The 13,840-nt window shown below is 70.3% G+C and carries 8 protein-coding genes; 4 read left to right on the forward strand and 4 right to left on the reverse strand.

Features of this window, described 5'->3' with window-relative positions:
• Nucleotides 1–78: 78 nt before the first annotated feature.
• Nucleotides 79–813, reverse strand: coding sequence for a sigma-70 family RNA polymerase sigma factor (locus ABEA43_RS56360; protein WP_345575636.1), 735 nt, complete (start codon nt 811–813; stop codon nt 79–81).
• Nucleotides 814–1,046: 233 nt separating this feature from the next.
• Here ABEA43_RS56360 and ABEA43_RS56365 point away from each other — a divergent pair, with 233 nt between their 5' ends.
• Nucleotides 1,047–2,576: an FAD-dependent oxidoreductase gene (locus ABEA43_RS56365; protein ID WP_345575638.1), complete on the forward strand. Its 1,530-nt coding sequence runs from the start codon at nt 1,047–1,049 to the stop codon at nt 2,574–2,576.
• A 196-nt stretch (nt 2,577–2,772) separates the two neighbouring features.
• On the opposite strand, the gene ABEA43_RS56370 is transcribed toward ABEA43_RS56365, so the two are convergent.
• The 3 genes from ABEA43_RS56370 to ABEA43_RS56380 all read right to left on the reverse strand — a co-directional run bounded on the left by ABEA43_RS56370 (nt 2,773) and on the right by ABEA43_RS56380 (nt 4,562).
• The gene (locus tag ABEA43_RS56370; protein WP_345575640.1) at nt 2,773–3,279 is read right to left on the reverse strand and encodes a low affinity iron permease family protein; all 507 of its coding nucleotides are present in this window, start codon (nt 3,277–3,279) and stop codon (nt 2,773–2,775) included.
• Nucleotides 3,280–3,479: 200 nt separating this feature from the next.
• The gene (locus ABEA43_RS56375; RefSeq protein WP_345575642.1) at nt 3,480–3,926 is read right to left on the reverse strand and encodes a cupin domain-containing protein; all 447 of its coding nucleotides are present in this window, start codon (nt 3,924–3,926) and stop codon (nt 3,480–3,482) included.
• Nucleotides 3,927–3,935: 9 nt separating this feature from the next.
• Entirely contained in the window at nt 3,936–4,562 is a 627-nt protein-coding gene (locus ABEA43_RS56380; protein ID WP_345575644.1) for an EF-hand domain-containing protein, read from the reverse strand.
• 269 nt (nt 4,563–4,831) lie between these two features.
• Between ABEA43_RS56380 and ABEA43_RS56385 the strand changes: the two genes are divergently transcribed.
• From ABEA43_RS56385 to ABEA43_RS56395, 3 genes are all read left to right on the forward strand, one after another.
• Nucleotides 4,832–5,380: an EF-hand domain-containing protein gene (locus tag ABEA43_RS56385; protein ID WP_345575646.1), complete on the forward strand. Its 549-nt coding sequence runs from the start codon at nt 4,832–4,834 to the stop codon at nt 5,378–5,380.
• A 66-nt stretch (nt 5,381–5,446) separates the two neighbouring features.
• Complete coding sequence (locus tag ABEA43_RS56390) at nt 5,447–12,685, forward strand: SDR family NAD(P)-dependent oxidoreductase (protein ID WP_345575648.1); 7,239 nt, start codon at nt 5,447–5,449, stop codon at nt 12,683–12,685.
• Nucleotides 12,682–13,761 (forward strand): SDR family oxidoreductase, encoded by a 1,080-nt coding sequence (locus ABEA43_RS56395; RefSeq protein WP_345575650.1) that lies wholly within the window; start codon nt 12,682–12,684, stop codon nt 13,759–13,761. Before ABEA43_RS56390 ends, ABEA43_RS56395 begins: the two co-directional genes overlap by 4 nt.
• Nucleotides 13,762–13,840: the final 79 nt, after the last annotated feature.

Consider the following 13,840-nt stretch of genomic DNA (forward strand, 5'->3'; position numbering starts at 1 on the left):
ATCTTCGACCGGCTGGCCGAGGAACACGCTTTCCGGCCCTTCCTCGACAACGCCCGGCACGCCGCTGGGAGGAGCGGATCAACTGACGAGTTCGGCGCGCAGCCGATCAAGGACGGCGCGCAGAAGGCGGGAGACGTGCATCTGCGAGATGCCCAGCTCAGCGGCGATCTGCTCCTGTGTCAGATTGCCGTAGAAGCGCAACAGCACAATGGTGCGCTCCCTGGCGGGCAGCGCGGCAAGGAGCGGCTTGAGCGCATATTTGTCGAGCAGCGCGGCGAGGGGGTCGTCCTCGTCGGCGCCGATGGGAGCATCCAGGGACAACGCGCTGTACGCCGCCGCCGCATCGAGCGTGAGGAGGACCTCCTCCCGGGACAATCCCATCCCGGCGGCGAGGTCGGCGACGGTCGGCGAGCGTCCATGAACCTGGCTGAGGTCTGCGACGAGCCGGTTGAGCTCTGACCGGCGCACCTGGTAGCGCCCCGGCACCTTGACCGCCCACGTATGGTCCCGGAAGTGCCGTTTGACCTCTCCCGACATGGTGATGGCCGCATATCCCCGAAATTCGTGACCGAGACCGGCGTCGAAGCCCGCGATGGCCTTCATCAGACCCAGGCAAGCGGCTTGAAGGAGGTCGTCCAAGGGTTCGCCGCGCCCGCGGTAACAGCGGGCGATGTCGGCGGCGAGCGGCAGATACATCCGTACCAGGCGCTCACACAGCCGTTCACGGCGCGCCTCCGGGAGGTGCGGCGTGGCCAGCTCCCTCAGCAGGTCTTCAGCCGTCCTGCCCAAGTCATCGATGTCGTGGGCGGCCACTGCCTCTTCCTCCTTCCCCTGCGGCCGGTCACGTCCCCTCAGCCACCTGGTCCGGCCGGCCATCATTCGCATCGATCGTCGGATCGGCGAGCCGGAATACCATCGTCTCTACCCTCTGCGGAGACGTCCTATCTCCTCCACGAGCAACTCCGCGCCTGGTCCGCGGCCCTGCCGTGGCCTCCTCAAGGCTCGTGGTGCGTCTATTCAGCGGGCGCGGGGGAAGGGCGTCGGTCATGGCATCGCTTCCAGGAGTGCCCGAGTCGTACTGGGTCGAGTCGACGGCCACGACCTCGTTTCCATCGCTTGCGCAGGACATCACCGCCGATGTCGCCGTCATCGGCGGCGGGATCGCCGGACTGTGCGTTGCGTGGGAGCTATCGCAGGCCGGCCGCTCGGTCGTCGTGCTGGAGGCGGACCGCATCGCCGCCGCCGTCACCGGTAACACCACCGCCAAGCTGTCTGCTCAGCACACGCTCATCTACGCCCGGTTGCGCACGTCGCACGGGGAACAGGCCGCCAGGCTGTATGCGGACTCGCAGCAAGACGCGGTCGAGCACGCGTGCCGCATCGTGGCCGACCTGGGGATCGACTGCGACCTGGAGCGCCTGCCCGCCTACACCTATGTCGAGTCCAGCGAGGCGACCGAGCAGATCACCGCCGAGGTGGATGCGGCCCGGCAGGCCGGACTACGGGCCTGCTCGGTGACGGAGACGGGTCTGCCCTTCGATGTCGCGGCCGCCCTCCGGGTGGAGAACCAGGCCCAGTTCCATCCCCGTAAATTCCTCCTCGGCCTGGTGCGGCAGATGACCCACGACGGCGCACGGGTGTACGAACGTACCCGGGTGATGGGGTTGGAGGAGGGGCGGCCGTGCCGGCTGGCGTGCGAGAACGGCACCACGGTCACCGCCGCCGATGTCGTGGTGGCCACCCACTATCCGATCTTCGACCGGGCGCTGCTGTTCTCCCGTCTGCAGACCAAGCGTGAGCTCGTGGTCGCGGCGCCCATTCCACCCGAGCAAGATCCTGGCGGCATGTACGTCACCACGGAGCACAACACCCGATCGATCCGCACCACCCCCTATCGCGATGGTCAGCGCCTGCTCATCGTCACAGGGGAGATCGCCGAGCCCGGCTCCGGCGACGCCGGCGAACGTTTCCGGCGACTGGCGGCCTGGACCCGCGAACGCTTCGCCGGCACACAGATCAGCCACCGATGGGCGGCCCAGGACAACGCCACCACCGACCACCTGCCCTACGTGGGGCACCTTCACCCCGGAGCCGAGCACGCCTACGTCGCCACCGGATTCAGCGGCTGGGGCATGAGCAACGGCATCATGTCCGGGAAACTCATCTCCGCTCTCATCACCGGCCACGACCTGCCGTGGGCCGGACTGTACGACCCTCGGCGGCTACACCCGCTGCGCGAGGCCGGCCCCATCGCCAAACTCCAGGCCAAGGCCGCACGCCACTTCATCGGAGACCGGCTACGCTCCTCCCACGCCGATTCGATCGACGACGTCGCTCCAGGATCAGGCGCCATCGTCCGTATCGGCGGGCGACGGTGCGCGCTCTACCGCGACACGGCCGGCGTCGTGCACGCGATCTCCGCCACGTGCACCCACCTTGGCTGCATCGTGGCCTTCAACCAGGCCGAACAGACCTGGGAATGCCCGTGTCACGGATCGCGCTTCGGAACCGACGGAGCCGTCCTGCACGGGCCAGCCACGCAACCGCTGGAACCGATCGACCTGGATATCCTGTAAGACCATGTTCGTGGCCGCCTCTCCTGTGATCACGACGCCCGCGTGCCGGCCAGCCCGCCCGCGCCGAAGCGGCTGCCCGTGGAGGGTCCCGAACCCGCTGATCATGCCGTCCGCCAGCAGCAGCTCGACCCGCGGTGACGCGTCCCTGGCCAAGTCCCTCGCGGCAGCCGGGCGCGTCGATCATGCACCTGACGACCTACCGTGCCCCGTCCACCCGCGGCGGCCAGACCACAGAGCCCTTCGCCTTGGAATCCGCGCGCACCCCACGACCCATCATCCTGCCCGACCTGGGGCTCCTCGATTTTCTCGGGCCTGCGAATGAGAGGGTGACTTCCGCTGATCGCTCGCTGACCTCGCTGCCGTTCAAGATGTGGTGGCGAGATTTGCGGCAGTACAGGATCAGGCGCTTTCCTTGTCTTCCAGCCCTCCTGCGGCTCGCAACTCCCGGGTGTCTTGATGCAGGCGCTTGGCTTGCCGGCTGGATGACCAGTTGCCAGGTGTCCAGGCTGCCGAAGACGAAGTACGACGGCGCCCAGAGGAGCACCAGCAGCACGCACAAAACGAAGAACCAAGCGCCGGATACGAATTCGCCCGCCTGGGAGGCGAACCGGTCGAAGAACGACAGGCGGCCCTTAACCTGCGACGGCATCGTCGCGTCTTGGTCGCAATGGCAGAGCGTGCTGTGATCGCTGTCGTCGGCCACTACTTTGGTGATGGTCTTCGTTCTCCATCTGTCGAACTGCTGCCGCAGATCCGGGATCGGGCCTCACTCGCCCAACGGCGAGTGAGGCCCGATCAAAGACCATGGGGGTCTGCGTGCGTTATGGCGATGACCGATCCGGACCACCGGCCGCAGCGCGAGCAATTCCCCTGATCTGGACTGATCTGGACTCCGAATAGGCGCTAGTCGGCCGGAGCCGGTGGAGCTTGGACAAGCCGCTGGTGTTCCAGGTCGGGCAGGAGCACCGTGCTCTCTTGCTCACGCGGATCGGTGCGGGCCAGGACGACCTCGGCCGGCTCGCTGTCGCTGAGGTTGACCGGCATGTGCGGGGTACTGGCCGGGATGTAGATGAACTCGCCCTGGCGGGCTTCGAGGTAATGCTCCAGGTCCTCGCCGTACCGGGCGCCCACGGCGCCCTTGATGACGTAGATGGCCGTCTCGTGGTGGTCGTGTTTGTGCGCCCGGCCACTTCCGGCGGGCGGGATGGTCTGCAGGTGCATGCAGATGTTGCGGGCCCCCACGGTCTCGGCGGCGATGCCGGCGAAGAACTGGAGGTGTTGTTTGCCCTCGTACATCACGGCGGAGCGGATGACGCGGCAGTGGCCGTCAGGCTGCGCGGAGTGGTCCACGATGTCTCCTCAGAGCCGGCCGAAGATCAGGTTGCCGGGCGCGTCCGGATCGGTGCTGTTGTAGAAGTCGCGCTGCGCGGCGTGGATCTCGCCGAGCTCGAGATGACCGCTGGCATTGGTATCGAGCCGGCCGAACGCCTCGCGGCGCTCGTCATCGGGCAGCGCGGAGATGCCGGGGATGGTGGCGAACTCCTCGTAGGAGATCCGGCCGTCGCCGTCGGTGTCGCAGACTGCGAGGATGGACTCGGCAATGCGGCCGGCCGTCACGGCATAACCGTTCGTGCGAAACTCGTCGCCGGCGAGGTATGCGACGAACTCGGCGCGGGACAGCTGTCCGTCGCTGTCGTTATCGGCGCTGTGGATCAGGGCATTCCACATGCTCGCGTACGCGGCCAGCACGTCGCGGCCCTTGGCGGAGCCGGCGGGAACCCCGAACGCCGCCAGGAAGCGCACGGCGGCGGCCTCGAAGTCGTCCTTGGTCAGCACGCCGTCACCGTCGGCGTCGAACAGGGCGAATCGCTTGTCGAACTTCCGGGTGAGGATGTCAGGTACGGCGAAAGTCATGGCACCTCCGGCCAGTGGGAAGCGGCTTTCCTGCGGCACGAGCAAACTAACATCACGCAAAGCGATGGTCAATTACTCTCTGTAATCAACGGTGGTCGGATCGCCGAGGCATGGGCCCTTCGGCGCCCGGCCGCCGATACGCACCGGTCCGATCGGCCAGGAATCCCGTGGACGTCAGCGGGCCATGCTCGCCGGGGATGGGGCGGAGATCCCCCGGCTTCCTCCGGCGCTTCGCGAGCCCGTACGCACCGAGTTCAAGACCTTGACTACAGAGAGTAATTGTTTGATGATTCCTTGTAGTTGATCGGCTAACGGCCGTACCCGGCCGGAGGGAGCAGGGCGTGCTCACAGCGTTGCAGGAACGCAAGCTCGACAAGGCGTTCGACCACATGGACGTCAACCACAACGGAGACCTCGAACTCGACGACCTCATCGCCCTAGGGGTCAGGGTGCTGGCCGCCTTCGGCGTCAGCCCCGACAGCGACCTGGGCAATCGCCTGTTCGGCACCTATACCGACTTCTGGGAAGTTCTGCTCACCAAGATCGACCTGGACGGCGACCGCAAGATCAGCCGCGAGGAGTACCAGCTCGGAATGAACGCGGCCTTCATCGAGGACCCCGACGGTTACGAGCGGGCGCTGCGGCCGGCCATCCAGGCGACCCTCGACGTCACGGACGTCAACGGCAATCGCGTGCTGGATCTGGAGGAGTTCCAGCGGTTCCAGTCCGCTTTCGGCACCAGCCCGGAGGATGCGGAGCTCGCCTTCCGGAAGATCGACACTGACCGTAGCGGCGCGCTCAGCATCGAGGAGCTGGTGGAGGCCGGTCGGCAGTTCTATCTCGGCGAAGACCCTGACTTGACCGGCAACTGGCTCTTCGGCCCGGTCTGAGGCAGAGCGATAGCGGCCCGCCCATCACGCCAGGGCAGGCGGTCTCCAGCTGAGAAACGAGGGGTCATGCGGGAACCGTTGGCGATCGTGGGAGTCGGCTGCCGCCTGCCGGGCGGCATCGACGATCTGGAGAGCTTGTGGCAGGCGCTGGTTGCCGGGAGTGATCTGGTGACGGAGGTGCCTTCCGATCGGTTCGATCCGGCGTGGTTCCTCGATCGCACGACCAGGCGGTACGGCAAGAGCTACACCGCACACGGGGCGTTCCTGGATGACCTGGCCGGGTTCGACGCCGGCTACTTCGGGATCGCGCCGAAGGAGGCCGACCGGCTCGATCCGCAGCAGCGGCTGATGCTGGAGCTCGCCGTCGAGGCTCTCGACGACGCCGCCATCGACCCGGCCGGCCTCGCGGGGTCCGACACCGCGGTGTTCGTGGGCGTGTTCAACGGCGACTATGGCAACCTCCAGTGCCGCGATCCCGCCAGCCTCAACGCCTACTCCGTGGCCGGCTGGACCTTCGGCAACACCGCCAACCGGGTCTCCTACTGCCTGGATCTGCGCGGTCCCAGCATGGGTATCGACACCGCCTGCTCCTCCGCGCTGGTCGCCATGCATGAGGCGGCCCAGGCCGTACGCACAGGGGAGTGCAGGATCGCCCTGGCCGGAGGCGTCAACGTACTGCTCGATCCGACCTCGTTCGTCGGGTTGTCCCAGGCCTCCATGCTCTCGGCCCGCGGCAGGTGCCAGGCCTTCTCCGCCGGCGCCGACGGTTACGTGCGTGGTGAGGGCGCGGGGATGGTCGTGCTCAAGACGCTCGCCGACGCGCAGGCCGACGGGGACCGGATCCACGCCGTCCTGCTGGACACCGGCACCAACGCCGACGGCCGCACGCTCGGCCTGACCCACCCGGGCGTCGAGAGCCAGGCGCGGCTCCTCCAGACGATCTACGCGGACGTCGACGTGGACGACCTGGTCTACTGGGAGGCGCACGGCACCGGCACGCCGGTCGGCGATCCCGTCGAATGCGAGGCGATCGGCCGGGCTGTCGGGTCACGCCGCTCGCCGGGCAACGCGCTCCCGATCGGTTCGATCAAGTCGAACATGGGCCATCTGGAGTCGGCGGCGGGCATGGCGGGGCTGATGAAGGCGCTTCTGGTGCTGCGGCACGGGCAGATCCCGCCCTCGCTGCACGCCGACGTGCTCAATCCGGCCATCGACTGGGCGGGGCTGAGCCTGTCGCCGGTCCGCGAACAACGGCACACCGCGCAGGTGGAGCGGGCGCTCGCCGGGGTGAGTTCCTTCGGCTTCGGCGGTGTCAACGCCCACGCCCTGCTGGCTGCACCACCGCAACAGGCAGCACCGCCAGAGGGTGCGGTGCCGTCAGACATAGCCGGTACGGCGGGGCCGGTGGCCCGAGCCGTACCTCTGATCGTTTCCGGACGGACCCCGGCCGCCGCGACGGAGCTGGCGCTGCGCGTGGCCGACCAGTGCGAGACGATGCGGCCCGAGCAGTTCTACGACCTGGCCTGCACCCTCACCCACCGCCGCGGCCTGCGCGAACACCGGATATCGGTGCTCGCCACCGGCCCCGCGGAGGCCGCCGGGCTGCTGCGGGAAGCCCAGCCGGCGGCGGCCGGACAGGACGGCAGGATCGCCGTAGCCTTCGGCGGCGCGGGCACCCCGTGGCCGGGCATGGCCGACGATCTCATGGCAGCGGATCCGGATTTCCGCGCCACGATCAAGCACATCGACAAGCTGCTGACCAGGCACGTGACGTGGTCGCTGGAAGCCGAGATGGCCGCCCCGGCGAGCCGTTCCCGGCTGGCGACCGCCGAAGTCGGCCAGCCCGCGATCTTCGCCATGCAGATGGGCATCCTCCAAGTCCTGAAAAAGCAGGGACTGGTGCCTGATGTCGTTTTTGGGCACAGCGTGGGAGAGATCGCCGCCGCCTGCGCCTCCGGAGCCCTCGACCTGGAGAACGCCGTCCTGCTCTGCGCCGAACGCGGCCGGGCCCAGCAGCCGACCATGGGCCAGGGCGGCATGGCCGCGGTGGGCCTGCCCCCCGACCAGGCCGCAGAAGCCATCGAGCCCTACGACCTCGAGATCGCCGCGATCAACAGCGACCGCGACGTGACGGTCGCGGGCCCCGGTGAGGCGCTGAAGCGGCTGGAGGCTGAGCTGACGGGCAAGGGCGTCTTCTTCCGCCGCCTCGCCGTGGACTTCGCCTTCCACAGCCGGGCCATGGACCCCGTCCAGGCCGGCCTGACCAAGGCACTGGCCGAGCTGACGCCCGTGTCCCCGGCCATCCCGATGATCTCGACGGTCACCGGCCGGCCCCTCGACGGCCCCCTGGACGCCGCGTACTGGTGGCGCAACGTCCGTCAGCCGGTGCTCTTCGGCCAGGCGGCCGCCCACCTGGCAGGCGCGGGCTTCCGCATCTTCCTGGAGGTCAGCCCGCACTCCGTTCTGCAGACCTACCTGAAGCGGGCCGGCCGGCAGATCACCGTCCTGCCCACGCTCCGGCGCGACAAGCCGGGCTCGCCGGCGGTCCGTACGGCTGTCGCCGCCCTGCTCGCCGCCGGCGCGGAAGCCGACTGGACGGCGTTCTTCCCTCGTCCCGGACGGGTGCTCGACCTGCCCGCCTACCCCTGGCAACGCGAACGCCACTGGAACGGCCGGCCCGACTGGTGGGCGCCTCGCCTGGAGCACCCGCTGCTCGGGGCGCGTACGCAGGCGCTGGACCCGACCTGGAGCGCCCCGATGGACCTGGCCAGGGTGCCATGGGTGAACGATCACCGGGTGGCCGGAGCCGTGGTGATCCCCGCGGTCGGATTCGTCGAAATGGCCCTTGCGGCCGGTGCGGAGACGCTCGACGGCCCGGTCGAAGTGGTGGACATGGAGGTGCTGCGCCCGCTGACCATCCCCGAGGAGGAGGCCCCTCACGTCCAGGTCTCGATCTCCGAGGACGGAAGGGTGCGGATCGCCTCCAGGACCGGCGCGCAGGAGGAGTGGCAGGTGCACGCCCGATGCCAGGTGCGCCAGGCCGACGCGGCAGCCGTGCCGCAGAAACCGGGCCCAGCCGCGGACCCGATCGCGGACCCGGTCGCGGACCCGGTCGCGGACTCGGCGGTGGAGCTCGGAGCGGGAGAGTACTACGCCCTCGCGACCCGGGCCGGCTTCGACTACGGTCCGGCGTTCCGCGGAGTGCGGAGTGTGCGAATCTCGGGCGCGCAATCGCTCGGGCAGTACCACTTCACCGAACCGGCCGGCGCCTACCGGGCGCATCCCGCACTCGTCGACGCCGCCCTGCAGACCGGGCTGGCCATCCTGTGGCAACACGGCGACGAACCCACCGCCTACGTCCCGGTCTCCTTCGAACGCGTCAGGCTGTGGCGGCAGCCACCGGGCACGGGCCTCGTCCACGCCCGGCTCCGGCCGCAGACCGACCCGCGTGAGGCGGTCGTGGACTTCACCATCACCGACACCTCGGGGGTGGTCGTGATGGAGCTGACCGGCTGCCGGGTGCGCCGCCTGCCCGGCGAGGAAGCCCCCGCACGGCATGTGACCGTCCTGCGCGCGGCCCCGCGGCCCGGTACCGCGACCGGCGCGGGCATCGCCATGACGGATCTGCTCGCCGCGGTGGAGCCGCACCGCCTCGGCCTGCGCGAGCGGCTGCTGGCCCGCCGCGACCGGCACGTGCGGTTCATGACCGCCTACGGGCGGCTGGCCGCCCACTTCACCGTCCAGGCGATGCGTGACCTGGCCGGCGAGAGGTGGAGCCTCGACGACCTGGTCACAGCCGGGATGCGGCCGACGTACATCCGGCTCGCCCGCACCCTGTGCGCCCAGGCCGGCGAGCTGTGCGAGCCGGCGGGCGAGGGGACCTGGCGGGCGACCGGCCGCCCCGATCCCGGCCCGCTCTTCGCCGACGCCCTGTTCGAATTTCCGGAATACGCGGCCGAGCTGCAGCTCCTCGGCCGATGCGGGCGGCAACTGACCGAGGTGCTGCGGGGCGCCAAGGACGCCGTCGAAGTCGTCTTCCCGCAGGGCGGGCTCCAGGCCGCTGAACACTTCTACGACAGCGGCCCGGTGCTGCGCCCCACCAATCTGCTGGCCAGATCCGTGCTCGGGGAGCTGGTCGCCGCCTGGCCCGCCGGCCGGCCGCTCCGCGTCCTGGAGGTGGGTGCCGGGACCGGCGGGATGACCGCCGCCCTCCTGCCCCAGCTGCCGCCCGAGCGAACCCGCTACACCTTCACCGACCTGTCCCCCGCCTTCCTCACCTCGGCCGCCGCCCGCTTCAAGGCCTTCGACTTCGTCGACTACCGGGTGCTGGACCTGGAGGAGGACTCCGCGGAGCTGGAGGCGAGCTTTGACGTCGTCATCGCGGCCAACGTGGTGCACGCCACCACGGACCTGGAGGCGACGCTCGGCCGGATCGCCCGCCTGCTGGACGATCACGGTTTCCTGCTGCTGGGTGAGACCCTCGACGCGGGCCCGACGACCATGATCTTCGGCCTGCTGGACGGCTGGTGGTCGGCCACCGACACCACCCTGCGTCCCGGCGGCCCATTGATCCCGGCAGCCGACTGGCTGCGCCTGCTGCCACGGTGCCGGCTCGCAGAACCTGCCGAGCTGCGCGCTGAGGAGGAACCGGCCGGCATCGACACCGCGCTCTTCCTGGCCACCCGCGAGCCGAGAGCCGAAGCGGCTCCCCCGATGCCCGTCGCGACCGGGGACTGGCTGATCGTCACCGAGTCGGGCCGCGACCAGGCGCTGGCCGAAGCGGTGGCGGGCGAGCTGACCCGAGCGGGAGCCCAGGCCGGCGTCTCCCCCGGCCCGGGAAACGCCCGCCACGTCGTCTACCTCCTCGACGGCGACCACGCCACAGCAGACGCCGACCCGGCGGACTGCGCGCAGCGGGTCGTCTCGGCCACCGCGGCCTTCGGCGCGATCGCCGCCGCCCTGGAGCCTGACTCCGCGCTCTGGCTCGTCACCCGCCCGTCGGGGACGTTCCCCGCTCCGGAACGGCCGGACTTCCCCGGCGACGCCGCCCTGTGGGGAGTCGCCCGCTGCCTGGTCAACGAGATGGCCGGGCTCGCCGTACGGAAGATCTCCCTGGAGCGCGGCGCGCGCGACGCCGAGCGGCTCGTGGCCGAGCTGCTCGCGCAGGACGAAGAGGACGAGGTGGTGCTGACTACTCACGGCCGGTTCGTGCCGCGGTTGCGCCCGGCGCCGGAGCCCGCCGCGCGCGGCGCCGAGCCCCGCGTCCTGCGGCTGCGCAACCAGGGGCCGGCCTATCGCCTGGACTGGGCGCCCATGGCGATACCCGTCCCGGGCCCCGGCCAGGTGACGATCGAGGTCCGGGCGGCGGGCGTCAACTACCGCAACGTGCTGTGGGCGCTGGGCAGGCTGCCCGCCGACGCGGCGGGCGGGCCCAGCCACGAACGGGTCTACGGCTTCGACTGCGCCGGAGTGGTGACCGCGGTCGGCGCGCAGGTCCAGGATCTCGCTCCCGGCGACCGCGTCTTCGCCGCCGCCGAACACCCGCTCGCCTCGCACGTGGTGCTGGAACGTGACGCGCTGGCCCGCATTCCGGACACCATGGGGTACGGCGCGGCCGCCACGCTGCCCGTGGCCTTCCTGACCGTCCGCCTCGCTCTCGCAGACGATGCCGTACGGCTCGCGCCGGACGAGACGGTGCTGGTGCACGGTGCCTCCGGCGGCGTGGGCCTGGCCGCGATCCAGCACGCCAAGCTGGCCGGAGCCCGGGTGATCGCGACCGCGAGCACTCCCGGCAAGCGCGATCTGCTCAGGATGCTGGGCGTGGACCACGTCCTGGACTCACGCGGCCTGCGCTTCGCCGCCGAGGTCAGGGCCATCACCGCGGGCCGGGGTGTGGACGTGGTGCTGAACTCGCTCGCGGGTGACGGCCTGGCCCGCGGGGTGGAGCTGCTGCGTCCCCGCGGCCGCTTCGTCGAGCTGGGCAAGCACGATCTCTTCTCCGACGGCCGGCTGGCGCTGAGCCTGCTACGCGGCAACATCTCGTTCGTCACCGTCGATCTCAAGCAGATCGCAGAACGGGTGCCCGACGTGGCGCATCGGCAGTTCGGGGAGATCGCGCGCCTGGTCGCGGCGGGCACCTATCGGGCTCTGCCGTACCGGAGCTTCCCGGAAGAGCGCGTCAGCGAAGCCTTCGATCAGATGCGGCATTCCCGGCACATCGGCAAGCTCGTCATCGAGTTCGAGCCGTCGGCCCCGGCCACGGAAGCGCGCGGGCTGGATCCGGACGCGGTCTATCTGATCACCGGCGGCCTGGGCGGGTTCGGCGCGCGGGCGGCCCACTGGCTGGCGCGGCAGGGCGCCAAGCGGATCGCGCTCACCAGCAGGCGCGGCCTGGACGGGCCGGAGGCGCGCCAGACCGTGGCGTCGCTGACCGCTCTGGGCGTGGAGGTGACCGCGCACCAGGCCGACGTCACCGACCTGGAGGCGATGCGTGCGATAGCCGGCCCCGAGGTCAAGGGCGTAGTGCACGCGGCGATGGTGCTCCAGGACGCGCCGCTGACGGAATTGACGCCGCAGCTGCTGCTGGCCGCGCTGGAGCCGAAGCTTCGCGGGGCGCTGGTGCTCGACCGGCTGGCACCGTCGGCGGAGCTGTTCGTGCTGTTCTCCTCGGTGACGGCGACGGTCGGCAACGTCAGGCAGTCCAACTACGCGGCCGGCAATTTGTTCTGCGAGGCCCTGGTCAGGGCGAGGCGGGCGCGTGGCGCGAGCGGTCTGGCGGTCGCCTGGGGAGCGGTCGGCGAGGTCGGCTACCTGGCGCGCACCAGCGAGGCCGAGGCGTTCGTCTCCCGGTGGACCACGCCGATGAAGCCGGACAGGGCGCTGCCGGTGATCGGCGAGCTCCTCGCCCAGGACCTGGAGGTCGCCCTGGTCGGCTCGGTCGACTGGGACAGTGCCCGCCTGCTGTTCCCCTCGCTGGACGGGCCCCGGTTCTCCGCCGTGCGCTCGGCCGGCCCGGCCGCGCCGGCCGCGGACCTGCGCGCGCTGGTGCTGGCCGGTGACGAGGCCGAGTCGCTGGTCGCCGACGCCGTCACCCGGCTGCTGGCCGGAGTGCTGCAAGCGGAACCCGCCGACATAGCGCCGCAGCGACCGCTGGACGAGCTCGGCATCGACTCCCTGATGCGAGCCGAGCTGCAGGGGGCGATCTGGCGCCATCTCGGCTGCGACATCCCGATCATGGCCATCGGGCCGGGTACCAGCGCCGACGAGCTGGCCAGGCAGGTCCTCACCCGGATGCGTGCCCGATGAGCGTCCTGGTGACGGGGGCCACCGGATTTCTCGGCGGCCACCTGTGCGCGCTGCTGCTGCGGTCGGAGCGAGTCTGCTGCGTAGTGCGGGGCCGTACCGACCAGGGCGCGGCCGAACGGTTGCGCGCCCATCTCACCAGGCTGGGCGGGCCGTTCGACCAGGAACGGCTGATGGTGGTGCGCGGCGACCTGAGCCAGCCGCGCATGGGCCTGTCCGCCGCCATCTACACCAGGCTGGCCGAACGGGTGGAGACGGTCTACCACTGCGCGGCGACGGTGAACCTGGCCGCCCCGTGCGAGCACCTCATCCCGGGCAACGTGACCGCGACGCAGGAGGTCATCCGGTTCGCCCGCCATCGCAGGACCAAGGCGCTCCATCACGTCTCCTCCGTCGCGGTCTTCGCCGCGGCCCGCGAGCTGGGCTGCACGGAGGTGAATGAGGCCACGGAGCCGATCCTGGAAATGAGCGGCAGGTTCGGTTACGGCCAGGCGAAGTTCCGCGGCGAAGAACAAGTACGCCTGGCCGCCGCCGAAGGCCTGCCCATCACCATCTACCGGCCGGGCGCCATCCTCGGGCACAGCCGCGACTGGCAGTTCTCCGACACCGACCTGTGGACCCGGCTGGTCCGCGCCGCCGTCGAGGTGGGCGCGGCCCCGGACAGCCCGGCCACCATGCCGGGAGCACCCGTCGACCACACCGCCGCGATGATCGTCGAACTGTCCCGGTCGCCCGACGTGGCCGGGCGGGTCTTCCACCCCAACTACCTGGAGCCGATCCCGGTCGGCTTCGTCTTCGACCAGGTGCGGGCGGCCGGCTACGACCTGCCGGCCGTCGATCCGGCCGACTGGAAGCAGGAGCTGCTACGCCATGCCCACCTGCCCGCCGCCGGGCTGGTCCTGGCGTGCTGGGCGGGCATCGCCTACATGGTGGTCCCCGAGCCCCGCTACCTGCCTCCGTATTCGCGCGCGCACCGCACCACCTCGGCGGCACCGCTGCCGGAGCCCGCGCTCGACCAGGCGTACTTCACCCGGATGCTGGCGGGCATCGCGGAACGGGGCTACATCCCGAGCGCGTGACCATGACCACGCTCAGCCGCACGTACCTCTCAAGCTCGACAGTTCGCAGGTTTTGAGTTCTTCGACTACCAGCAGGAGA

Source organism: Nonomuraea rosea, from assembly GCF_039539705.1.
Lineage (GTDB): Bacteria > Actinomycetota > Actinomycetes > Streptosporangiales > Streptosporangiaceae > Nonomuraea > Nonomuraea rosea.

What these genes read in the sequence shown, in the direction of transcription:
- ABEA43_RS56365 (WP_345575638.1), top strand. Translation starts at nt 1,047, where the DNA reads ATGGCATCGCTTCCAGGAGTGCCCGAGTCGTACTGGGTCGAGTCGACG.
- ABEA43_RS56390 (WP_345575648.1), top strand. Translation starts at nt 5,447, where the DNA reads ATGCGGGAACCGTTGGCGATCGTGGGAGTCGGCTGCCGCCTGCCGGGC.
- ABEA43_RS56395 (WP_345575650.1), top strand. Translation starts at nt 12,682, where the DNA reads ATGAGCGTCCTGGTGACGGGGGCCACCGGATTTCTCGGCGGCCACCTG.